We start from the raw sequence: 22,467 nt of genomic DNA on the forward strand, positions 1-22,467 counted from the left end.
ATCCATCCTTGGCTATGAATGCCGCACGCTCGGGCTTCAGATCCCGGCGTCCAGGTTGAGCGCGTTCACCATCGCTTTGGCGGCCCGGACCACTTCACGGTCTGTGACTGTGTAGGCGGTAGGATCGGCCCCGTCCTGGGCACCAAGGGAGATGGTTCCCTCCCCCAGGGTGGACACGGTCTTCTTGGCGGACAGATGGACGGCGGAAAGACCGGCGGCGTGCATGGCAGGGATGTCTTCGAGTGCCAGTCCCCCGCCAGCCATGATTTCCAAGGCGCCCGCTGCCCGTTCGACCATGTCCGACAAGGTTTGCAGCCCAGCGCCCGCGGTGGCCGCATGCCCGGAGGTCAGCACCCTGGTGAACCCCAGTTCCAGCAGCCGCTCCAGCGCAGCTATGGGGTCTTTGGACTGGTCGATGGCACGGTGGAAAGTCAGTTGCACTGCAGGGTTGGCCTCTTTGGCAGTGTCCACGAGCCGTTGGATCGCATGAACGTCCACTTCGCCTGAAGGCGTCAGGGCTCCGACCACCACTCCGTGGGCGCCCTGTGCCAGCAGGTGGCGGATCTCATGGACCATGGTGTCCACATCCGATGCCGAGTATTGGAAATCTCCTGGCCTGGGACGTATCAAGGGATGGATTTCCAGGCGTCCATCGACGTGCTCCATGCTTGCCTCCATGAGCCCCTGGCTTGGAGTAATGCCACCAAGTTCCAGGCTGCTGCACAGTTCAACGCGGTGCGCACCCTCGGAAGCGGCGGCACCTGCGCCGACGGCACTGACCACGGCAATTTCAAGTTTCATGCTGAAACTCTACGCGGACTCAGGCTTGGTACTGTTTCAGCTTTTCCTTTTGCTCCGGAGTGAGCCTGAGGACCCGTCCGGTGGCTTCAGCTACGAAGGCCAAATGAGTGGTGGCCTTGACGCAGTCTTCCCGGGTAACGGGATCCTTGATGACGTAGTGCAGATCGAAGCTTGCACCTTTGATCGCCCCCACCCAGATTTCCACAACGGCAGGAATGTTGCGGTAATCCAAGGTCCTGACGTACCGGACCTTGTGTTCGACCACGAGGGTCATGGTGCCTTCATCGACATCGTTGAACAGGGCAGCCGGCGGCTCTACGCCAGGAAGGCCTGCTCCGCGGGGTGGACCGAAGGCCGCAATACGGGCTTCCTCCAACATCCGGACGATCTGCACGTTGTTGATGTGCCCGTAAGCGTCCATGTCACCCCAGCGCATGGGTACTGAAACCTCCATGCGCCGGGGTGCCACGGACTCCGTCAGTGCTTCGGTGCTCAGCTGTGCACCGCCGTCGAATCGTCAACGGCGGTCTCTTCCTCACCCGCGAACTGGGACATGTACAGCCGGTAGTACGCCCCTTGGAGGGCGAGCAACCGGGCGTGGTTGCCCTGCTCCACGATCTTGCCGTTCTCCATGACAAGGATGGTATCGGCGTCCCGGATGGTGGAGAGCCGGTGTGCGATCACAAAGCTGGTCCGGTCCGTGCGGAGGGCAGCCATGGCCTTCTGCAGCAGCAACTCGGTGCGGGTATCAACGGAGCTGGTGGCTTCGTCCAGGATCAGCAGGGAAGGATCGGAAACGAACGCGCGGGCAATGGTGATGAGCTGCTTCTCACCGGCACTGACGTTGTTTCCTTCTTCATCAATGATCGTCTGGTAGCCGTCAGGCAGTGCACGGACGAACCGGTCCACATACGTGGCCTTGGCTGCTTCCATGATCTGGTCCTCTGTGGCGTCCAGGTTGCCGTACTTGATGTTGTCGTAGATGGTCCCGCCGAAGAGCCAGGCATCCTGCAGCACCATGCCCACCTTGGACCGGAGCTCGGAACGGGTGAGGTCCTTAATGTCCACACCATCCAAAGTGATCCGGCCGGCGTTGAGCTCGTAGAAACGCATGACGAGGTTTACCAGGGTGGTCTTGCCGGCACCTGTTGGTCCAACGATTGCAACGGTGTGCCCCGGTTCTGCAGCGAAGGACAGATCCTCAATGAGCGGCTTGTCCTCCACATAGCTGAACGAAACATGCTCGAACTCGACGTGGCCGTCGGTCTTGGCGGGCAGGTGGCGGGTGCCGTTCTCCTCTACCTCTTCCTCAGCGTCAAGGAACTCGAAGACACGCTCGGCTGAGGCTACGCCGGACTGGAGCATGTTCGCCATGCCGGCGATCTGCCCCAGCGGCTGGGTGAACTCACGGGAGTACTGGATGAATGCCGTGGCATCGCCCAGGCTCATGGAGCCCGAAGCCACCCGAAGGCCGCCTACCACTGCGATGCCTACATAGGACAGGTAGGACACAAAGTTCATGGCCGGGAAGATCACGCCGGAAACAAACTGCGCGCCGAAGGAGGCTTTGTAGAGTTCCTCATTCTTCTCATCAAAACGCTCCAGCATGTCCGCGTCACGGCCGAACACCTTCACGAGGTCGTGCCCGGAGAACGATTCCTCGATCTGTCCGTTGAGGGTGCCGGTGTTCTTCCACTGTGCCGCGAAGAGCTTCTGGCTGCGCGCGCCGATGACACCTGCCACGATGCCGGAGAGCGGCAACGCGATCAGGGCGATCAAAGCCAGCTCCCAGGACACGATGAACATCATGACGGTGATGCCCAGGACGGTCAGCACGGAGCTGACCAGCTGAGCGAAAGCCTGCTGCAGGCCCTGCTGGACGTTGTCGACGTCGTTGGTAACGCGGGAGAGGATGTCACCACGCTGGCGGGTGTCGAAGTAGTTCAGCGGAAGCCGGTTCAGCTTCTTCTGGACATCGTTGCGGAGCTGCTTGATGACCCGCATGACGATCCGGTTGAGCAACCAGCCTTGGGCCCACAGGAAAATGTTGGCCACAAAGTACATCAGGAGCACGATCGAAATCAGGAACGTCAGCTTGGGGAAATCGATCCCGTTGGTGAGCTCCATCTTGGACACCATGTCCGCAAAGTTGCCTTGCCCCTGCTGGCGCATCAGCTCGACGAACTGTTCCTGGGAGACCCCTTCGGGGATCTGCTTGCCCATGACGCCACCGAAAATGACGTCCATGGCGTTGCCAAGGACCTTGGGGGCGATGACGTTGAGGACAACTGAGACCACCACGAGGCCGATCACGATGTACACGCCGACGCTCTCTGGCTTCAGCAGGCCCATGAGGCGCTTGGCCGAGGGCCAGAACGCCTTTGCTTTCTTGGCCGGAACATCGCCGAACATGCCGCCGTCGGCCTCCGAAGGAACGTATTCCTCTTCTACGAAGTCGTCGTCGTCCAGGACCTCTGTTGCCACCTCGGCCTCGGCTGTTGCCTTGGCATCCTTGGCGGCCTCGGCTTTGGCGGCCCAGCCACGCTTCTTCTGCTGGTTCTGCTCGCTCATGCCACTTCCTCCACGCTCAGCTGGGATTCAACGATTTCCTGGTACGTCGGTGACGTCTCCAGGAGTTCGTCGTGGGTACCGCGGTCAACGATGCGCCCGTTATCCAGCACAAGGATTTCGTCAGCATCCGCGATGGTGGAGACGCGCTGGGCCACAATGATGACCGTCGCATCCCGGGTTTTGGCCTTCAGGGCCTTCCGAAGCCGGGCGTCAGTGGCGACGTCCAAGGCGGAGAAAGAGTCGTCGAACAGGTAGACGTTGGGCTTGGTGACCAAGGCACGGGCGATGGAAAGCCTCTGGCGTTGTCCGCCGGAGACGTTGGTTCCGCCCTGGGCGATGCGTCGGTTCAAACCTGAGGACTTTTCCTCCACGAATCCCTTGGCCTGGGCTGTTTCCAGCGCGTCCCAAAGTTCCTCGTCGGTGGCATCGGGTTTGCCGAAGCGCAGGTTGTGCTCGATGGTTCCGGAGAAAAGGTAGGGCTTCTGCGGCACGGCCGAGACTCGGCTGGTGATCTCCGAGGCATCCATGGCGGTGACAGGGACGCCGTCGAGCAGTACATCACCGGAGGCGACATCGTAAAGCCGCGGGAGCAGCGAGACCAGGGTGGTCTTGCCGGCGCCCGTGGAACCGATGATGGCCAGGGTCTTGCCCGGCTCGGCAGTGAACGAGATATTGCTCAGCACGGGAGCCTCGGCTCCGGGGTACTTGAAGGTAACGTCGCGGAACTCCACCCGCCCCTTCTTCTCGGCCGGAACCACCGGCGCGCTGGGGTTATGGATGGAAGGCTCGACGTCGAGCACCTCGCCGATGCGGTCTGCACAGACAGAGGCGCGGGGAATCATCATGGCCATGAATGTGCCCATCATGACAGCCATCAGGATTTGCAGCAGGTACTGCAGGAACGCTGTCAGGGCACCCACCTGCATCTCACCGGAGTCAACGCGCTGGCCACCGAACCACAAGACGGCGGCAGTCGAGAGGTGGAGGATCATTCCGATCGCCGGGAACATCAGGACGAACAGGTTGCCGATCTTTACGGACACGGCCGTGAGGTCTTCGTTGGCGTTGCCGAAGCGCTTGGCTTCGTGGGGTTCACGAACAAAAGCGCGGACCACGCGGATACCGATGATCTGTTCGCGCAGCACTCCGTTGATGGCGTCGATCTTGGTCTGCATGGAACGGAAGAGCGGCATGAGCCGGACCACAAGGTAACCCACCACGGCTACCAGGACAGGCACGGAAACCCATACAAGCCAGGAAAGGTTGAGGTCCTCGCGGAGGGCCATGATGATGCCGCCGATGCACATGATGGGCGTGGACACCATGAAGTTCAGGCCCATGAGGACCAGCATCTGAACCTGCTGGACATCGTTGGTTCCGCGGGTGATCAGCGTAGGGGCACCGAACTTGTTGACGTCCTGTGCAGAGAAGCTGCTGACCTGCCGGTACACGCTGCGGCGCAGGTCCCGGCCGATCGCCATGGCAACGCGGGAGCCGAAGTACACGGCGATGATGGCAGCGAGCACCTGACCAAGGGCCACGGCGAGCATGAGCGCGCCCGTCTGCCAGATGAAGTCGGTATCGCCGCGGGAAACACCCTCGTCAATGATTTTGGCGTTGAGGCTGGGAAGGTAGAGCGTGGCGATGGTGGACGCCAACTGAAAGATCAGCACGGCCACAATCTGCGGCAAATACGGCTTGGAGTAGCGCCGTATAAGGGTGACAAGCATGCCCACGGGTCCTTAGAAAAAGTGCACGAATGAGATAAGAGAAAGTGTTGCAGCAAGGGCTGACAGTATTAGCCTCCCTACTCTACGAAATCCTTTGCTCCGGCGAAACAACTTACGGAAAAGATCATCCCAGCGGAGTATTTGCCGTGTCGCTGATGCTCCCGCCGGCGCAGGAACATCGTCCCGCCGGCGCAGGAACATCGTCCCGCCGGCGCAGCAACATCGTCCTGCCGGTGCAGGAACATCGGGAGGCAGAGTCAACAAGGCGCCGGCTGGAATTCCAACCGGCGCCTTGTTTCCGCTGCTTCGAGCGGGGCAGTCATTTACTTCAGAATCACCCTGCGTGCTTGCCGTGGTCAGGCCGGGCTTCCACGCCTTGCAGGAGCAGCAGCGCCATGCGTTCCTGCTGCCGGCGTTCGCGCTTCAGTTCCTTGCGGATGGCGGCAAGTTCCTCGGCAGTGTTGGCCTGCTGTTCGGCAATGGCCTGCTGTTCCCGCAACCTCGCCTGCAGTTCCACGTTGGCGCGGCTTAGCTGCAGTTGCTGTTCGGCCAGGACGTACTGCGTGCGGGACAACTGCTCCTGCACGTCTTTGACGTCGCTGGCAGCTTTGACGTCACTGGCAGCTTTGACATTACTTGCAGCGTGCGGGCGTTCCTGGGTAAGGATCCGGGCGAACTCAAGGTCGAGGTCGGATCCGGAATCCTGGCGTGGGGCAGGGTGTCCGGCTTTCGGAACCTGCCGTTCCCCCACCGGAAGCCCCTGCCCGGCACCCAAGGTACCGGCGGCGTCGTCGTGCGCTTTCATTCCGTCCTCTTTTACGGCGTCCAGGGAGGAGGTATCCAGGGACATCCCGGCATCGCCGGAAGCGGTCGCCATGAGTTCCTTCTCCGGCGCGGCATCCACGGTCCGGCGCAGGGGGCGTTCCTTGATGAACAGCACTGCCAGAAGGGCCACGACGCTGATGATCGCGGAGATCAGGAAGATCTGGGCGGTCGCATCACCATAGGCAGCGCGCATGATGTCAGCGATGGGGGCAGGCATGTCGGCCAGGTCCATGCTGGCTCCGGAGCCGCCGCCCTGGACTGGAATGCCGGCAGCTGCCATGCCCTCAACGGCCAGGTCCTTCACGTGGTTGGACATGATGGCACCCAGGACGGATACGCCGATCGCGCCACCCACCGAGCGGAAAAAGGCCACCGAAGCACTGGCGGTTCCGATGTCCTTCGCCTGGACGGTGTTCTGGACAGCGAGGACCAGGTTCTGCATCAGCATGCCCAGGCCAAGGCCGAACACGCCGGTGTAGATGGCAACAATCCAGAGTTCAGTGGTGTGGTCCATGGTTCCGGCGAACGCGAGGCCGCCGATCAGGAGGACGGAGCCTGCAATCAGGAACCTCTTCCACTTACCGAAGCGGCTGATCAGGATACCGGAGGCGACCGAACCGATCAGGTTACCGGCAATCATCGGCAGCGTCAGCAGGCCGGCTTCGGTGGGTGTGGCCCCGCGGGCTACCTGGAAATACTGGCCCAGGAAGGTGGAGGAACCGAACATGGCGATACCGACAGCAACGGAGGCAATGATGGCCAGGGCCGTGGTGCGCTCGGAGATGATCTTGAGCGGGATGATCGGCTGCGCCACTTTGGTCTCCACGAACACCAGGACGGCCAGCAGCGCTACACCGCCACCCACCATGAGGGCTGATTGCCAGGAGAACCAGTCGTAGTAGTCAGGGTTGCCGGCGAAGGAAACCCAGATGAGGAGCAGGCTGACGCCCGAGGTCAGTAGGATGGAGCCCAGCCAATCGATCTTGGCAGGACGCTTGATGTGCTCGATCTTAAGGGTCACCTGAAGCAGGATGAGCGCGACGACGGCCAGCGGCACGCAGACGAAGAACGTCCAGCGCCAGCCGAGGGGGCTGTCAACGATGAAGCCACCCAGCAGCGGGCCACCGGCAGTACCCACGGCCATGACGGCACCCATGTAACCGGAATACTTGCCGCGGTCGCGGGGCGGAATCATCGATCCGATGATGGCCTGGGCCAAGGCGGTGAGGCCACCCATGGCAACACCCTGGATGACGCGTGCGGTCAGCAGGAGTGGAATGGTTTCCGAGAGGCCGGCCATGACCGAACCGGCTACGAAGATGATGATGCTCAGCTGGACCAGGAGCTTCTTGTCGAAGAGGTCCGCGAGCTTGCCCCAGATGGGTGTGGTGGCCGCGTTCGCCAACAAGGCGGCCGTGATGACCCAGGCAAAATCGGTTTGCGTGCCCTTGAGCTCGGACATGATGGTGGGCAGCGCATTGGCAACAATGGTGCTGCTGAGGATGGCGGTGAAGAAGGCCGCGAGGAGGCCCGTGAGGGCTTCCATGATCTGCCGGTGGGTCATGGGTGCTGCGGCTTTGTTGGCCGCGGTGCTGACTGAGGCGTCCGCCGCCTTGGTGTTCTGAACTGCTGGTGTGGCCATGGTGGCTCCTAAGCTGTCTGGTGTGTTGTGGTGGAGCCGGCCGCCGTTGCCCGGATTGAGTCCTTGAGGGACTCTGTGAGTTTGTTGATGACCTGGGAGGCCTCGAGGGCGTCAGCCTCGCTCCAATCCGCCAGGTAATCCCGCAGTCTCACGCTGCGTTGTTCTTCAAATTCGCGCAGTTTCGCTGCCCCTTCGGGCGTCAAGGCAAGGAGTTGGGCCCTGCCGTCGGCCGGGTCCGGCCGCCTGACCACGAACCCCAGATCCTCCAACTCCGTGACGTGCCGGCTGAGGACCGGGGCGCTGACGCCCAGGCGCGTGGCCAGATGCGTAGCGCGGGTCTCCCCCTCGCCGATGAACCGCATGACGCCCTGAACTGCCATTCCGACGTCGGGAACGCGGGCCATGTGGGCGGTGACCACGCAGCGCAGGGTGCGTTGAAGATCGAAGATTTGATGCACAAGATCGGTTGCTGTGGCAGAACCGACGGACATGGAAAACACCCCTCTTTTTGCTTGCCTAAAGCAACTATAACCTAATTTGATTGCTTTGGGAAACTAAAGATGACTCCGGGGTTTCAGCCTGCCAGGTGAATCGCGGCTCCTATGACCTCATCCACCCGGCGCGCCCGCTTGATTCCAGGAGGCACGGCGGCAACAAGCCAACTCTCGGGAAGCTCATCCTTGATGGGCACCAGCGCAACCTTGGCGTCGGCATAAACAGGAGCTACTCCCGGCCATGCGTGGGTCACGGAAATCGCCCTCCCGCTGGCCACCACGCCGCGAATGGTCTGCGCCACCACACTTTTCCAGCGAACCCTCGGCTCGATCCCCGCCGCAAGGTACATAGCCGTAACGCGTTCGGCGCTCGGCGGCACGTTGAAGAGAATGACGTCCTCGTCCGCAAGATCCGCGAAGCTGAGCGACGCACTTCCCGCCAAGGGGTGGCCGGCCGCGAGCATGAACTGGGGACGCGACTCCACCACCTTGACGACGTCGACGCCGGCCACCACTTGCAGGGAGTAGACGAAGGCAAGGTCCAGCTCCCCCTCCCCTACAGCCTTCTGCAGGTCTTCGGCCGCGCCCTCCACAAAGTCGAGTTCCACCTCGGGCCACTTCTCGGCGAAGTAGCCAATAAGCTCCGGGATGACCCGGGGCGAAATGGCCACCATGCAGCCAATGGAGACCCGTCCGCGCATCTCCTCATGCGACCCCAGGAGCGCACCGCCCCGCAGGTCCGCAGTCTCCCTGAGGATCCGGCGCGCCCGCAGCCCCAGCTCGATCCCCGCCGCCGTCGGCTCCACACGCTTGGCGCGGGTCCGGATCAGCAGGTCCAGACCGAGGCTCTTCTCCAATTGGGCAATGGCCATGGACGCTGCGGCCTGGGAAATATTGCTTTCGCTCGCAGCCTTGGTGAGGGATCCGTGATCGAGGACGGCCACGAAGTACTCGAGCTGGCGCAGCGTGAACTCAGCCATCAGTCCTCCTTATGAACTTCTTTGAATTGATTGATTATACAAGTCACGTGAGCCCGGCCACACTTGAAGAAAGCCAAGAACTGCAAGGAGAAACAATGACGACGACGTCATCCCTGAAACCACATGTGATCACGCTGGGTACGGCTGGCGGCCCGCGTTGGTGGGCGGCAGCAGACTCCGGCGAGCGCACGGGAATCGCCACGGCCGTGGTGGTGGGAGACGCCTTCTACCTGGTCGATTTCGGCCAAGGTGCCGGACGCCGGCTCAGCCAATCCGGGCTCGAGCTTAAGGATCTTCGGGCGCTCTTCATCACGCACCTGCACTCGGACCACGTCTACGATCTCGCAGGCCTTGGCATTTTCGGACTGTATGCCCTCGCCGATCGGAGCGAAAACCCGGTCAAAATCATTGGGCCGGGCAATCGGGGCGAGTTGCCCCCGGTGTCGCCACGCGCCGTCGTCGAGCCTCTTCCGCTGGCGCCGGAGAATCCGACGCCGGGTACCCGGCAGATGTTCGAGCAATTGATGGCCGCCCACGCTACGGACCTCAATGACCGCATCCTGGACAGCCTCAGGCCCAGCCCGCTCGACATCTTCAACGCCGAAGATATCCAGGTACCGGCCGGGTCCGGGTACCACCCCAACAACAATCCGACGCCGGACATGGAACCGTTCGAGGTGTACCGCGATGAGCTTGTCACCGTGACGGCCATCCTGGTGGAACACCCACCGGTTGCTCCGGCGTTTGCCTTCCGCTTTGAGACCACCGAGGGCTCCGTGACCATCTCCGGCGACACCGCCTACACACAGAACATGATCACGTTGGCCCAGGACACGGACCTGCTGCTGCATGAGGCCATCGACTTCGCCTGGGTGGAATCGCTGTACGCGGACAAGACCGACGACGGCAGCCGGGCCGCCCGGGACCACCACTACAAGTCCCACACGAGCGTGCGCGAGGCAGCGAAACTGGCCGAAGCCGCAGGCGCCAGGCACCTCGCCCTGCATCACCTCGTACCCGGCTCGGCCTCCGCATCCGTTTGGCTCGAAGCCGAAGAACACTTCACCGGAACATTCACCGTCCCCAACGATCTCGACGTCATTCCGTTCGCCCGTCAGCGCTGATGAGCGAACCCTAACCACCCTGAGGAATCACATGAGCTCAGCATCACCGCAGGACACCCTGCCCGGAACTGCAACGGACACGCCCCAAGCCTCCATGAAGTCCAAGGACATGCGCCGCATCCTTGCCTCCAGCTTCATCGGCAGTGCCATCGAGTACTACGACTTCATGCTGTACGCCACGGCCGCCAGCCTGGTTTTCAACAAGGTGTTCTTCGCCAACCTGGGTCCTGGCTTCGCGCTCTTCGCCTCCTTTGTCACTCTCGCCGTCGGCTATGTTGCCCGCCCCCTTGGAGGCCTCATCTTCGGCCACTTCGGCGACAGGGTGGGCCGAAAGAAGATGCTGGTCCTCTCCATGCTCATCATGGGTTTCGGGACCACGATGATCGGTTTGTTGCCAACCACGGCCCAGATCGGCATTGCCGCGCCCATTGCGCTGGTGGCACTCCGCCTGGTTCAGGGCGTCGCGGTTGGCGGCGAGTGGGGTGGCGCTGCATTGATGGCCATAGAGCATGCGCCCAAGAAGCACCGTGGATTCGCGGCAGCTTTCGCCAATGCCGGCGGCCCGGCGGGAGCAATCCTGGGCACGCTCGCGTTGTCCCTGTTCGCAGCGCTCTCCGGCGAGGACTTCCTGGCCTGGGGTTGGCGCGTGCCGTTCCTGCTCAGTGCCGCGCTGATCGCCGTCGGCATGGTCATTCGCCTCAAAGTCTCCGAGACTCCTGCTTTCCAGAAACTTGAAGCAGAAGGAGCCAAACGGCGGGTGCCCCTTCTTGACGTCCTCAAGAACAACCGCCGCGCCGTGGTACTCGGTTTGCTCGCAACCACAGCGTTCTATGTGTGCCAGTCGATGACTACCGTGTGGGGTGTATCGGTTGCCGTGGAAAACGGCGCCGACAAGAACGGCATCCTGAACATCAAGGCGTTCGCGGCACTGTTGACCTTGATTATCTGCTTCTACTCGGCACGCCTCAGCGACAGGATCGGCCGACGCCGTGTCCTCATTGGAGCGTCACTGCTGGGCGCCGTCCTGGCTTACCCCATCCTGGTGCTCATCAACAACGGCGAACTGTGGGCATTTGCCCTCGCCATCGTGCTGGGCAATGGCCTCGTGCAAGGTTTCCTCTACGGACCTATTGCTGCCTACGTTGCAGAACAGTTCCCCACCCGCAACCGTTACACGGGCGCTTCGCTGGCGTATCAAGGTGCCTCGATGATTGGTGCCGGTTTTACTCCCATGATCGTCGCCGGCCTAAGCCTCGCGACCGGTGGTGGCCTGTGGCTTATTGCAGTGTTCTGGATCGCTGCGATGCTTGCGGCGGTTGTTGCCGTGAAACTCACACCGGAGGGCACCCAGCGCGAACTCGACTGAGTGTCAGGATAAAAGTCAGCCCCCGCACGGATCACCGTGCGGGGGCTGGCTGAACTGCGTGTCTAGTCGTCCAAATGCGTGGGGCCGAACATCTTCAAAAGCGTTTCAACCACGACGACGTTGGGTCCGTCCGCTGCAAAGGACGCCTTCAGCGCGTCCCCCACTTCCTCCGGGGCAACCCGGCGGGCCGGGACACCGAAGGACTCGGCAAGCTTGACGAAGTCCGGGCGGGCAAGCTCGGTGGCCGTGGCCTGGCCGAAGGCCCCCACCATGTATTCGCGCAGGATGCCGTAGCCGCCGTCGTCCACGATCAACCAGGTGACCGGGACGTTGTGCTGCTTGGCGGTGGCGAGTTCGGAGATGGAGTACATGGAGGAACCGTCGCCGGAAACAGCCAGCACGCGTGCAGAACCATTCAGTTTGCCGGTCGTTTCCAACCCCACGGCACCGCCGATTGCTGCCGGGAAGCCGTAGCCGAGGCCACCGGCACCCTGCGCGGAGTGGAACTGGCCCTGCCGGGCGTCCCAGCAGCTCCAGCCCCAGTACGCGGAGATGGTCATGTCCCAGAACGTCTGCATGTCAGCCGGTACGGCCTCGCGGATGTCGGCCATGAACTTCAGTTCCTTGGCCAGGTCTTGTGATTCCAGGCGTGCCTTAACCTTGGCCAAGGATTCCTTGACCACGTCTTCCGGGCTGCTGCCATGCCAATCCCGCTTGGTTGCCTCCGAAGCCCCTGCTGCTGCGAGGGCTTCGTCCAGGGCTGCGAGTGCCTGGCCGGCGTCGGCACGGATGCCCAGGCCTGGCCGGTTGGATTCGAGGACCCGCGGCTCTGCGTCGATCTGGATGATCCGGCCGCGGGGTTCAAACGTGAAGTAGTTCGAGGTCACTTCACCCAGGGATGAGCCGATCACGATCAGCACGTCGGCGTCTTCAAGGACGTCGGTCATATACCGGTCTTCGATCCACGACTGCAAGGACAACTCGTGGGTCCACGGGAACGCACCGTTGCCACCGGGAGTGCAAATGACCGGGGCGCGAAGCTGCTCGGCGATCGAGAGCAGCGACTTCTCAGCCCGGCCACGGCGCGTACCGCCACCTGCGATGATCGCGGGACGTTCCGCCGTCGAAAGCCACTTCACGGCCTCGCGGATCAACTCCACGCGGGGCGGGTTGTCGAATGCCTCGGCGAGCGCATCCTCAACCGGCGGAACCATGATCGGATCCAGCAGGACGTTCTGCGGGATTTCGATCCAGACCGGGCCCTGCGGCGAGGAAATGGCTTCGGTCCAGGCGTCCTGGATGGCCGACGGGATTCCGGAGGCGTGCTGGATCAGCCGCTGGCTCTTGGTGACGTTCGCGGCCGAAGCCTTCTGGTCATCGAGCTGGTGCAGCATGCCTTTGCGGCGTGCGCCCAGGCCATCGAGCGGGATCTGGCTGGCCACAACCACCATGGGAACACCCGTGGCGTACGCCTCCTGCAAACCGGCAAGGGAGGTCAGGGCGCCGGGGCCCGTCGACAGGAACAGCACTCCCACTTCGCCGGTGGCGCGGGAGTACCCGTCAGCTGCGAATGCGGAATTGTTTTCCACACGGGAAGAGACGAAGTGCAGGTTGCCGCGGCCCATCGCGTCGAACAGACCCAACGCGTGCTGGCCCGGTATACCGAAAACGGTCTTCGCGCCCAGCGCCTCGAGGGTCTCGACGACGAGGTCTCCACCGTTGCGCTGATTGGTCCCAGCGTCCCCACCTGCAGCAGCGGCTGCCGTGCCGGGGTCGAAATCGATCATCGCTGATCCCCGGCCGCTCCCGTTGCCTGCGCGATTTCTGCAATGCGTGCGCCAAGAGCCTGCTGTGCATAGCCGTTCGGAGCGCCGTGGCGATCCCCTTCAACGGCGTTGTCCGCCATGAGGGTTACCAGTTCATAGGCCACGTGGCTGCCTGCAACGCCGGTGATTTCAGCGTGGTCGTATGCGGGGGCGACTTCCACGACGTCCGCGCCAACGAGGTTCATGCCACGGAAACCGCGGATGATTTCCAGGAGCTCGCGGCTGGTGATGCCGCCGGCTTCAGGGGTGCCGGTTCCCGGGGCGTGTGCCGGATCCAGGACGTCGATGTCCACCGAGATGTACAGCGGACGGTTGCCGATGCGGTCCCGGATCTTTGCAACCGTCTCCAGGACACCCTGGTAGTAGACATCAGCGGAGGTGACAATGCCGAAGCCGAAGCGGTGGTCGTCGTCGAGGTCCTTTTTACCGTACAGCGGGCCGCGGGTACCCACGTGGCTGATGGCTTCGGTATCCAGGATGCCTTCCTCGACTGCGCGGCGGAACGGTGTCCCGTGTGTGTACTCGGCGCCGAAGTAGGTGTCCCAGGTGTCCAGGTGGGCGTCGAAGTGGAGCATGGCGATGGGTTCACCGGCACGCTCTGCTGCTGCGCGGAGGAGCGGCAAGGCAATGGTGTGGTCACCACCAAGGGTGACCAGCTTGCTGCCGTTGGCCGTGAGGTCCATGGCGTTCTGCTGGATGGTCTCGATGGCTTCGTTGATGTTGAACGGGTTGACGGCCATGTCACCGGCGTCGGCGACTTGGACGTTCTCGAACGGGCTGACGTCCCAGGCGGGATTGTACGGGCGCAGCAGACGGCTGGCCTCGCGTACGTGGTTGGCGCCGAAGCGCGCGCCGGGGCGGTACGAAACGCCGGAGTCGAAGGGGACGCCAACAACGGTGACGTCAGCCTTGGAGACCTGGTCCAGGCGGGGCAGGCGGGCATAGGTGGCGGCACCGGCATAACGCGGGATGCGGGATGAATCGATGGGACCAAGGTTGCCGTTGGCCTCAATACGGAGCTCTTCCAAAATGCGCCACTCCTTAGTGGATAGCTGGGATGACTGTGACACCCATCATACACTCAAAGTTGTCTAATATGCATCACTTGTTTACACATCTGATTTGAAGGCGGGCGTCATGAGATGCCCGTCACAGCAAGCGTAAAGATTCCATAAAAACCGGGGTCCCGGCGTCGAAAGCGGTCATACGCTCCTTTCGGAAGCAGCACAGTGCTGCACGAAAGGACACAGTGACCACCTTGTCGAGGCCTCCGGCCGATCCGGCCAACCGGCCGAAGAATTCCTTCCAGCTCAAGCCCTGGCTGCTGGAGGGAATGCCGGACACCTCGGGCAAGAGGCAGGGCCCCCACGGCCGCCCCTCGGACTCCCATAAGCCGCAAGCCTGGTGGAAGGTCATGTGCCTCACCGGCCTGGACTACTTCTCCACCCTGGGCTACCAGCCGGCCATTGCCGCGCTTGCCGCAGGACTGCTCTCCCCCCTGGCCACCCTCCTCCTGGTGTTGGCGACCCTGGCCGGTGCCCTGCCCGTTTACCGACGCGTGGCTAAGGAAAGTCCCCGCGGAGAAGGCTCCATCGCGATGCTGGAGCGGCTCCTCCCCCGCTGGGGCGGCAAGCTCTTCGTCCTGGCCCTCCTGGGGTTCGCCGCAACGGACTTCATGATCACCATCACCCTTTCGGCAGCCGACGCCACGGCCCACTTGATCGAGAACCCATTCGCCCCGCATTTTTTGGAAGGTCAGCAGGTGGTCATCACGCTTGCCTTGATCGCCGGGCTCGGTGTGGTCTTCCTGCGCGGATTCAAGGAAGCCATCAACGTGGCCGTAGTCCTCGTGGCCGCATTCCTGGCCCTGAACCTGGTGGTCATCCTCGTGTCCATCAGCCACCTCTTTACTGAGGCACACGTCATTTCGGACTGGTGGAGCGCCCTCACCACGTCCCACGGCGATCCGATCATGATGGTTGCGCTGGCCCTCCTGGTCTTCCCGCGCCTGGCACTGGGACTCTCCGGATTCGAAACCGGCGTGGCCGTCATGCCGCAGATCAAGGGCCACCCTGCAGACACCGAAGCAAACCCCGCAGGGCGGATCAAGGGTGCCCACAAACTGCTCACCACCGCAGCAATCATCATGAGCACCTTCCTCATCACTTCCAGCTTCACCACGATCATGCTGATCCCGGCAGCCGAATTCCAGGAAGGCGGCAAAGCGGAGGGACGCGCCCTCGCCTACCTTGCGCACAAGTTCCTCGGCGACGGCTTCGGCACCGTTTACGACATCAGCACCATCGCCATCCTCTGGTTCGCCGGAGCATCTGCCATGGCCGGACTGCTGAACCTGGTCCCCCGCTACCTGCCGCGCTACGGCATGGCACCGGCTTGGGCCAGGGCGCTGCGCCCACTGGTCCTGGTGTTTACGGTCATCGCGTTCATCGTCACCGTCATCTTCAAAGCCGACGTCAACGCCCAGGGCGGCGCCTACGCCACAGGCGTGCTGGTCCTGATCACGTCCGCATCCATCGCTGTCACACTGTCCGCCCGCCGGAAGAAGCAACGGGGCCAAGTCATCGGCTTCGGGATCATCTCCCTGGTTTTCGTCTACACCACGGTGGTGAACTCGATCGAGCGTCCCGACGGCCTGAAAATCGCGGCGCTCTTCATTCTGGGCATCATGGTGGTCAGCTTCATATCCCGTATGAGGCGCGCTTTCGAGCTCCGGGCAACCCACATCAAGATGGACGAGAAAGCCTTGGAATTCACCGCCAACGCTTCCGAAGGGCCGGTCCGGATCATCGCCCATGAACCAAAGCACCTCAGCGCCAGCCGGTACCGCGAGAAGCTCCAGCACGCCCAAGAGGCAAGCCACTTGCCTGTCGATTGCGACGCCGTCTTTATTGAAGTGATCGTGGACGACAGTTCGGACTTCGAACAGGAACTGAAGGTGGTCGGCAAGACGCGGCACGGCTTCAAGATCCTTGAAGTGCACAGCAACAACGTTCCCAATACCGTTGCCGCAGTGCTGCTCCACATCCGCGACGTCACTGGGTTCATGCCGCACATCTACTTCCGCTGGACCGAGGGCAACCCGATCTCCAACCTCAGCAAATTCCTGTTCTTCGGGGAAGGCGAGATCGCCCCGGTGACCCGTGAAGTGCTGCGGGAGGCAGAGCCGGACATCACCCGCCGGCCATGGGTGCACGTCGGCTGACCGCTCCCACCCGCGCCGCGCTCCTCCCCACTTCCTGGCGGGAGCGGGGAGCATGGATGCCGGATTTCCGTGTCCAGGGATCAGCCTTGGGCCTCCTGTGCCGAGGCAACCGGGAAGGAACGCACGCGCCACCCGAGGCAACCGGGAAGGAACGCACGCACCACGAATCCGGAAAGCCTCCTGGGTTACCCACATACGGGCACCCCGGCATTCCCTGCGCCCCTCAGTCCCGGTGGACTTGCTGGATGGATGCTCTCCAGTACCTCCAAAAAGTAGGCGGCGTGGCTCGGACCGGGCAACTCCTGGCCGCAGGCTACTCTCGTACGGACGTTGCCCGGCTGCCCACCCAGGGAGCCGGGCAACCGCGCCGTGGCGTCTTCATGCTCAAGGGCTGCAGGGCGGAATTTGCCGCGGCGATCCGGAACAACGCCAAAGTGACGTGCGCGAGCGCCGCCGGCCACTACGGTCTGTGGCTCAGGAGGCCGCCCGAACGGCACCACTTGGCGTGTAACCACGGCCATGGATCAGGTTTCGTGCGGCACCGGACCGTGAGGTTCGACGGCGATCCAACACTTCCCGTCGCGGGCGTGGAGGATGCCGTGATTCACTCGCTCGGATGCCTCGAGCCCAACGCCGCAGCAGCAATGGCAGTTTCGGCTGTTCGGCTTCACGGAGTTCCCTTGGCCCTGCTGCGGGAGGAACTCTCTGCAGACAAGTCGCGGCCGGCTCTCGTGATCCTTCAAGAACTCGATCTGCGGGCCGAATCCATCGTGGAAGTTGACGCCCAGTACCTGTTCAAAGCCCACGGGATTGGCTATGATGCCCAGGTGCAACTCCCAGGCATCGGCCGCGTGGACTTCCTGATCGAAGGAATGCTCATTGTGGAGGTGGACGGCTTCGCTTTCCATGCGGACCGGGCTTCCCTGCGCCGGGACCTGTTCCGGAACAACGCGTCCACACTCAAGGGATTCTCTGTCCTTCGCTATCCGCCGGAGGCAATCTGGTACGAACCGGACCGGGTTATTGCGGAAATCAGGGCAGTCCTGGAAAGGCTTCGCGACGTTCCTCCCCGGTTCGTCAGCAGCTGAATCGAGCCTCCCCCCGCAGTGGCAAGGCCAAGGAGAACCACAGCTCCAAAAATTCGGGGTAACCGGGAAGGAGCGCCGTGGCTCGAAGGAACTAGCGGCTCGCCGCCGGCACCAGGACCCAGAGCACCTCGACGGTCTCGTCCGTGGGGTTGATCCACGTGTGGGGTTCACGGCCAGGGAAGGAGAGCGTGTCCCCTTCTTCGAGGTCGTACTCCTCGTTGGTCAGAATCAGCTTGATGCGGCCTTTGACCACATGCAGGACATCCACATCGCAATCCACGGCGTAGAGCTCGTTTTCCCCACGGCCCCGAGGTTCGATGGTGGCCTGCAGAATCTGGAGGCGGCGCTCCGAACGTGCCGTCAGCAACCGCTCCACGATGCCTTGGCCACCCAGGGAGATGCGGGGGCCGTCGTCGCGCTTGGTCAGGTGCGTTTCCGGGGCGGCGAACAAGTCGCCAACCGAGACCGAAAGCACCTGGCACAGGGTGACCAGGGAAGCGACCGACGGAGAGGTCAGGTCGCGCTCCACGCGGCTGAGGAAGCCCTTGGTCAGCCCGGTAGCGTCTGCCACTTGCTCGATGGTGAGTCGCTGCGCCTGCCGGGCTGCGCGGATTCTGGAACCGATGGCAACGGGTACATTGCTCGGTTCAACGGGGAGAGCCTTCATTCACGAACCTTTCAGGCCTGTCATGTGGCCCTGTCATTGGAGCAATAGTAGCCGGGAGACGGACCAACAGGGCCAGAATCCGCGTAACCATGACCAAAGCATCTTGACTGTTACTCCGATCACAACATATCCTCATAGGCAACAAGTGTTGTCTGTGAGGCACACAACACCTCCCCAATCTCCAATCGTCAGCACAGAGACTTCGACGCTTCGCAGGAGTATCGTCGAAAACCCCAACCTCCGTGCATCAGCTCCAAGGACCGTTCATGGAATCTTCGGCTATTAACATCGCAATCGTGGTGGTGTACCTGCTCGCCATGCTGGCATTCGGCTGGTGGGGCAAGTCCCGCACCAAGAACAACAGCGACTTCCTGGTGGCCGGCCGCCGCCTGGGCCCCTTCCTTTACACAGGAACCATGGCCGCAGTGGTCCTCGGTGGCGCATCCACCGTGGGCGGCGTAGGCCTCGGCTACAAGTTCGGCATCTCCGGCATGTGGCTGGTCGTAGCCATCGGCTCGGGTGTCCTGCTGCTCAGCCTGCTGTTCGCCGGCACCATCCAGCGCCTGAAGATCTACACGGTCTCCCAGATGCTGAGCCTGCGCTACGGCAGCAGGGCAACACAGACCTCCGGCATCGTCATGCTGGCCTACACACTCATGCTCTGCGCAACCTCCACCGGCGCCTACGCCACCATCTTCGTGGTCCTCTTCGATTGGGAACGCTGGCTGGCGATCGCAGTCGGCGGCGCGATCGTCCTGGTCTACTCCACCATCGGCGGCATGTGGTCCATTACCCTGGCCGACCAGGTGCAGTTCATCATCAAGACCGTAGGCATCTTCTTCCTCATGCTCCCGTTCGTCATGAACGCAGCCGGTGGCATGGATGGCATCCGTTCACGGCTTGAGGACAGCTTCTTCCAGATCGACGGCATCGGCACCCAGACCATCATCACGTACTTTGTGGTCTACACCCTGGGCCTGCTGATCGGCCAGGACATCTGGCAGCGTGTGTTCACTGCCAAGACCCCCACCGTTGCACGCTGGGGCGGCGCCACCGCCGGTGTTTACTGCATCCTTTACGGCATCGCGGGTGCACTGATCGGCCTGGCTGCCCGTGTAGCCCTCCCGGATATCGATGTCGCAAACCTCGGCAAGGACGTTGTCTACGCAGAGGTTGCAACGCACATCCTGCCCGTCGGTATCGGCGGCCTGGTGATGGCAGCAGCTGTTGCCGCCATGATGTCCACCGCTTCCGGAGCGTTGATTGCAGCGGCAACGGTTGCCCGCGCCGACGTAGTTCCGTTCGTGGCCAGCTGGTTCGGCAAGACCATCAACACCGATGACAGCGAGAACCCCGAGCACGATGTCAAGGCCAACCGCTACTGGGTCCTTGGACTCGGTGTTGTGGCCGTACTGATCTCCATGGCCGCACAGGACGTGGTGGTTGCCCTCACCATCGCTTACGACATCCTGGTCGGCGGCCTCCTCGTGGCAATCCTCGGCGGCCTGGTGTGGAAGCGCGGTACGGGCATCGCCGCCGCGTGGTCCATGGCAGTTGGCTCGGTGCTGACGCTTGCCCTGCTGATCCTCTTCGCCGTCGGTATCATTCCGAGTGCGGACGGCGTCTACGCCAACGAGCCGATCTACTACGGTCTCGCCGCCTCCTTCATCGCCTACGTGGTGATTTCGCTGCTCACCCCGCCCACCGACCCTGCAGTCCGTGAGGCCTGGGACAAGCGCGTTGCCGGGGCCGTCTCTGAGGAACTTCCCCCTGAGGCCCACCCGGTCAGCAGCCACAAGTAGGACCCCACGCAATACCCCAACAACAAAGTTCGACGGCGGCGCCTCCCCTTTTCGGGGAAGCGCCGCCGTTGTTTTTTCCCCGGGGAAGAGGGCGTTGCGTGGCCCGCTTTGCTCCCTAAAACCTCGCCAAAGCCCGCAGAGCAGGCCTCACAACGGGAAGGAAGAGGGCGTTGCGTGGCCCGCTTTGCTCCCTAAAACCTCGCCAAAGCCCGCAGAGCAGGCCTCACAACGGGAAGGAGGGAGGGAGGGAGGGGTGGGTGGTGTGCGGTAAGGTTGTCCCAGCTTCAAGAGATGTGGTGCCAAGCTCCGACTGGCCACACACCAACCCCATGTTCACGGGTGGTTCGGATGAGGAAGCGGCCCGTCCCGGACCAGAGACAACCGAGCGGGCAAGAGCACTCCCCAAGGAGAAGTCCCTTGCCGTACCAAGGCACTACCACCCCGGCCGACTCATCAGACCCGGCAATTTCCAAGCCCACGGCCCCCGTTGCCTCGACGGTCGCGGTGATTCCCGCCGTCGATCTCTTCCTCGGCACGGTGACGATCGTGGCAAAAGCTGGAACGGCAAAGTTCCGCCATCCCCAACCGCACCTGATCGCTGGGGCGTTGGCCCGGGCCGTCAGGCCCACCCGCTGGTGCGGGTCGTCCAGGACCCTCACGGTGACTGTTGCCGCCGTCGGCCAACGGGCGGGTGTGCAGCAGCACTACACCCTCACCGACCAGGACCCGTCCTAGATCTCCTCGTCTTCCTCACGGAATTCTTCAGACTCGTCCAGGGGAACCACGCGATCGTCGTCCTCCGGGGCGTCTACTTCCTCTACCCAGGGCTCGTCCACTGGCTGGTCTTCGGCGTAATCGTAGGCCGGGTCGGACTCAATGGTGGTCCGTTCCGGGTGGTTGGCGTGTGATTCGGTGGTGTCCATGGTGCAACCTCCGTCTCGCGGGCCGCTCAAAGCCCTGGTGACCGTGTGCGGGGTGGGCCCCGCCCCTGTCCTTCCATCTGAGCACCGGCGCAGGCGAGGGTCAAGGGCCCAAAATTACGGTGCGCCGAACATTCCGATTGAGGAATACCGGCCAAAAATCCGCGCAAATACGCGGTACAGTGGGGCGTGCAATGGGGCCGCAACTACCCCACCCAGCACAGGAGAAAAAGTGCAAAAGCACCAGGAATCCCACGGTTCGTCGAGCCCCGCTCCGGACCCCGCCCCCGAAACAGCAGACCCCGGCAACGCCTCGCAGCATCCCACGTCCTCGGACATCCGCCGCTGGCGGCAGTACCTGGCCGACGAGCGGGCCGAAGCCGCCGTCTACCGCGAACTCGCCCAGCGACGCGATGGAGAAGAGCGCCAAATCCTGCTGGCTCTGGCCGAGGCCGAAGGCCGCCACGAGGCCCACTGGCTCAAGCTCCTGGGAGAGCACGCCGGGATGCCCAAGGCAGCATCTGCCCGGAGCCAGTTCCTGGGCTTCCTGGCCCGCAACTTCGGATCAGTGTTCGTACTCGCCCTGGCCCAGCGCGCAGAGGGCCGTTCGCCGTACGGCACAGAACCCGCGGCAACCCCTGCCATGGTGGCTGACGAGCAGATCCACGAGGAAGTTGTCCGTGGCCTGGCAACGCGTGGACGGAACAGGCTCTCCGGAACTTTCCGGGCCGCGGTCTTCGGCGCCAACGACGGTTTGGTGAGCAACCTTTCGCTGGTCATGGGCATGGCCGCCACAGGTGTGCCCAGTCCCGTGGTGCTGATGAGCGGCGTGGCAGGCCTATTGGCTGGCGCGTTGTCCATGGGCGCCGGGGAATACGTCTCGGTCCGCTCCCAGCGCGAACTGCTCAACGCTACGTTGCCAACGCAAGCCACCCTCACGGCCGCACCGTCCCTGGACATCGAGCACAACGAGTTGGTCCTGGTCTACCTCGCCCGCGGAATGACGCGTGAGGCCGCAGAGCACAGGGCCGCGGAGCGCATGGGCTTGTTCAGCTGCGATTGCGATCCCAGCCTTTCCTTGCAGCCGGAGAAGCCCGCCACCGATGAGCACGAATCCGTTGGCTCGGCGTGGGGCGCGGCAATGTCCAGTTTCTGCTTCTTCGCCTCCGGCGCCATCGTTCCCATCCTGCCTTTCATTTTTGGGATGACCGGCTTCGCCGCCTTGGTAGTGGCCGGCGCTTTGGTGGGCGTCGCGCTTCTGGCGACCGGCGCCGTCGTGGGCTTGCTGTCCGGAACCTCGCCCCTGAGCCGCGGTCTGCGCCAGCTGGCGATCGGGTTGGGAGCAGCTGCGGCCACCTACGGGCTGGGCCTGGTGTTCGGCGCCACCATCGTCTAGTTTGGACGGCTC

The 22,467-nt window shown here is 62.9% G+C and carries 18 protein-coding genes and 1 riboswitch; of the genes, 7 read left to right on the forward strand and 11 right to left on the reverse strand.

Going from position 1 to position 22,467, the window contains the following annotated elements; translation table 11 throughout:
• Positions 1-36: 36 nt before the first annotated feature.
• The 7 genes from AC6JA3_RS16200 to AC6JA3_RS16230 form a co-directional block, all read right to left on the reverse strand.
• Positions 37-801, reverse strand: a complete 765-nt coding sequence (locus AC6JA3_RS16200) for a copper homeostasis protein CutC (protein ID WP_026543166.1) — start codon at positions 799-801, stop codon at positions 37-39.
• A gap of 19 nt (positions 802-820) precedes the next feature.
• Positions 821-1,237, reverse strand: a complete 417-nt coding sequence (locus tag AC6JA3_RS16205) for an acyl-CoA thioesterase (protein ID WP_026543167.1) — start codon at positions 1,235-1,237, stop codon at positions 821-823.
• 56 nt (positions 1,238-1,293) lie between these two features.
• Positions 1,294-3,372, reverse strand: a complete 2,079-nt coding sequence (locus tag AC6JA3_RS16210; RefSeq protein WP_026543168.1) for an ABC transporter ATP-binding protein — start codon at positions 3,370-3,372, stop codon at positions 1,294-1,296.
• Positions 3,369-5,102 (reverse strand): ABC transporter ATP-binding protein, encoded by a 1,734-nt coding sequence (locus AC6JA3_RS16215; RefSeq protein WP_026543169.1) that lies wholly within the window; start codon positions 5,100-5,102, stop codon positions 3,369-3,371. Before AC6JA3_RS16215 ends, AC6JA3_RS16210 begins: the two co-directional genes overlap by 4 nt.
• A 334-nt stretch (positions 5,103-5,436) precedes the next feature.
• Positions 5,437-7,569, reverse strand: a complete 2,133-nt coding sequence (locus AC6JA3_RS16220) for an MFS transporter (protein ID WP_347781761.1) — start codon at positions 7,567-7,569, stop codon at positions 5,437-5,439.
• Positions 7,570-7,577: 8 nt separating this feature from the next.
• Positions 7,578-8,060, reverse strand: coding sequence for a MarR family winged helix-turn-helix transcriptional regulator (locus AC6JA3_RS16225; RefSeq protein ID WP_026543171.1), 483 nt, complete (start codon positions 8,058-8,060; stop codon positions 7,578-7,580).
• Between the two features lie 83 nt (positions 8,061-8,143).
• Positions 8,144-9,043, reverse strand: a complete 900-nt coding sequence (locus AC6JA3_RS16230) for a LysR family transcriptional regulator (RefSeq protein WP_347781762.1) — start codon at positions 9,041-9,043, stop codon at positions 8,144-8,146.
• 95 nt (positions 9,044-9,138) lie between these two features.
• Here AC6JA3_RS16230 and AC6JA3_RS16235 point away from each other — a divergent pair, with 95 nt between their 5' ends.
• Both AC6JA3_RS16235 and AC6JA3_RS16240 read left to right on the forward strand, forming a co-directional pair.
• Positions 9,139-10,167: an MBL fold metallo-hydrolase gene (locus AC6JA3_RS16235; protein ID WP_347781763.1), complete on the forward strand. Its 1,029-nt coding sequence runs from the start codon at positions 9,139-9,141 to the stop codon at positions 10,165-10,167.
• A 31-nt stretch (positions 10,168-10,198) separates the two neighbouring features.
• Positions 10,199-11,533: an MFS transporter gene (locus AC6JA3_RS16240; RefSeq protein WP_026543174.1), complete on the forward strand. Its 1,335-nt coding sequence runs from the start codon at positions 10,199-10,201 to the stop codon at positions 11,531-11,533.
• 62 nt (positions 11,534-11,595) lie between these two features.
• On the opposite strand, the gene AC6JA3_RS16245 is transcribed toward AC6JA3_RS16240, so the two are convergent.
• A complete protein-coding gene (locus AC6JA3_RS16245; protein ID WP_026543175.1) occupies positions 11,596-13,320 on the reverse strand; it encodes a thiamine pyrophosphate-binding protein in 1,725 nt (574 codons plus the stop codon).
• Positions 13,317-14,387, reverse strand: a complete 1,071-nt coding sequence (gene speB / locus AC6JA3_RS16250; RefSeq protein ID WP_026543176.1) for an agmatinase — start codon at positions 14,385-14,387, stop codon at positions 13,317-13,319. The genes AC6JA3_RS16245 and speB overlap by 4 nt, the downstream gene beginning before the upstream one ends.
• A 221-nt stretch (positions 14,388-14,608) precedes the next feature.
• Here speB and AC6JA3_RS16255 point away from each other — a divergent pair, with 221 nt between their 5' ends.
• Together AC6JA3_RS16255 and AC6JA3_RS16260 are read left to right on the forward strand one after the other, a co-directional pair.
• Positions 14,609-16,582, forward strand: coding sequence for an APC family permease (locus AC6JA3_RS16255; protein ID WP_026548086.1), 1,974 nt, complete (start codon positions 14,609-14,611; stop codon positions 16,580-16,582).
• Positions 16,583-16,827: 245 nt separating this feature from the next.
• Complete coding sequence (locus tag AC6JA3_RS16260) at positions 16,828-17,670, forward strand: endonuclease domain-containing protein (RefSeq protein WP_035761258.1); 843 nt, start codon at positions 16,828-16,830, stop codon at positions 17,668-17,670.
• A gap of 91 nt (positions 17,671-17,761) precedes the next feature.
• Here the strand turns inward: AC6JA3_RS16260 and AC6JA3_RS16265 are convergent, their stop codons facing one another.
• The gene (locus AC6JA3_RS16265; RefSeq protein WP_024819844.1) at positions 17,762-18,337 is read right to left on the reverse strand and encodes a helix-turn-helix domain-containing protein; all 576 of its coding nucleotides are present in this window, start codon (positions 18,335-18,337) and stop codon (positions 17,762-17,764) included.
• A gap of 266 nt (positions 18,338-18,603) precedes the next feature.
• Between AC6JA3_RS16265 and AC6JA3_RS16270 the strand changes: the two genes are divergently transcribed.
• Both AC6JA3_RS16270 and AC6JA3_RS16275 read left to right on the forward strand, forming a co-directional pair.
• A complete protein-coding gene (locus AC6JA3_RS16270) occupies positions 18,604-20,139 on the forward strand; it encodes a sodium:solute symporter family protein (protein ID WP_175493372.1) in 1,536 nt (511 codons plus the stop codon).
• A 282-nt stretch (positions 20,140-20,421) separates the two neighbouring features.
• Positions 20,422-20,541, forward strand: a riboswitch (SAM riboswitch).
• A 15-nt stretch (positions 20,542-20,556) separates the two neighbouring features.
• Entirely contained in the window at positions 20,557-20,874 is a 318-nt protein-coding gene (locus tag AC6JA3_RS16275) for a hypothetical protein (protein ID WP_347781764.1), read from the forward strand.
• Here the strand turns inward: AC6JA3_RS16275 and AC6JA3_RS16280 are convergent.
• Positions 20,871-21,062, reverse strand: a complete 192-nt coding sequence (locus AC6JA3_RS16280) for a hypothetical protein (protein WP_347781765.1) — start codon at positions 21,060-21,062, stop codon at positions 20,871-20,873. The genes AC6JA3_RS16275 and AC6JA3_RS16280 overlap by 4 nt on opposite strands.
• A 229-nt stretch (positions 21,063-21,291) precedes the next feature.
• Between AC6JA3_RS16280 and AC6JA3_RS16285 the strand changes: the two genes are divergently transcribed.
• Positions 21,292-22,455, forward strand: a complete 1,164-nt coding sequence (locus tag AC6JA3_RS16285; RefSeq protein ID WP_026543180.1) for a VIT1/CCC1 transporter family protein — start codon at positions 21,292-21,294, stop codon at positions 22,453-22,455.
• The last annotated feature ends 12 nt before the right edge of the window (positions 22,456-22,467 follow it).

This window comes from Arthrobacter sp. TmtSoilC79, assembly GCF_059739405.1.

Excerpts from the sequence above, each read along its gene's own strand:
- AC6JA3_RS16200 (WP_026543166.1), bottom strand. The coding sequence starts at position 801 with ATGAAACTTGAAATTGCCGTGGTCAGTGCCGTCGGCGCAGGTGCCGCC.
- AC6JA3_RS16205 (WP_026543167.1), bottom strand. The coding sequence starts at position 1,237 with ATGCGCTGGGGTGACATGGACGCTTACGGGCACATCAACAACGTGCAG.
- AC6JA3_RS16210 (WP_026543168.1), bottom strand. The coding sequence starts at position 3,372 with ATGAGCGAGCAGAACCAGCAGAAGAAGCGTGGCTGGGCCGCCAAAGCC.
- AC6JA3_RS16215 (WP_026543169.1), bottom strand. The coding sequence starts at position 5,102 with ATGCTTGTCACCCTTATACGGCGCTACTCCAAGCCGTATTTGCCGCAG.
- AC6JA3_RS16220 (WP_347781761.1), bottom strand. The coding sequence starts at position 7,569 with ATGGCCACACCAGCAGTTCAGAACACCAAGGCGGCGGACGCCTCAGTC.
- AC6JA3_RS16225 (WP_026543171.1), bottom strand. The coding sequence starts at position 8,060 with ATGTCCGTCGGTTCTGCCACAGCAACCGATCTTGTGCATCAAATCTTC.
- AC6JA3_RS16230 (WP_347781762.1), bottom strand. The coding sequence starts at position 9,043 with ATGGCTGAGTTCACGCTGCGCCAGCTCGAGTACTTCGTGGCCGTCCTC.
- AC6JA3_RS16235 (WP_347781763.1), top strand. The coding sequence starts at position 9,139 with ATGACGACGACGTCATCCCTGAAACCACATGTGATCACGCTGGGTACG.
- AC6JA3_RS16240 (WP_026543174.1), top strand. The coding sequence starts at position 10,199 with ATGAGCTCAGCATCACCGCAGGACACCCTGCCCGGAACTGCAACGGAC.
- AC6JA3_RS16245 (WP_026543175.1), bottom strand. The coding sequence starts at position 13,320 with ATGATCGATTTCGACCCCGGCACGGCAGCCGCTGCTGCAGGTGGGGAC.
- AC6JA3_RS16260 (WP_035761258.1), top strand. The coding sequence starts at position 16,828 with ATGGATGCTCTCCAGTACCTCCAAAAAGTAGGCGGCGTGGCTCGGACC.
- AC6JA3_RS16265 (WP_024819844.1), bottom strand. The coding sequence starts at position 18,337 with ATGAAGGCTCTCCCCGTTGAACCGAGCAATGTACCCGTTGCCATCGGT.
- AC6JA3_RS16270 (WP_175493372.1), top strand. The coding sequence starts at position 18,604 with ATGGAATCTTCGGCTATTAACATCGCAATCGTGGTGGTGTACCTGCTC.
- AC6JA3_RS16280 (WP_347781765.1), bottom strand. The coding sequence starts at position 21,062 with ATGGACACCACCGAATCACACGCCAACCACCCGGAACGGACCACCATT.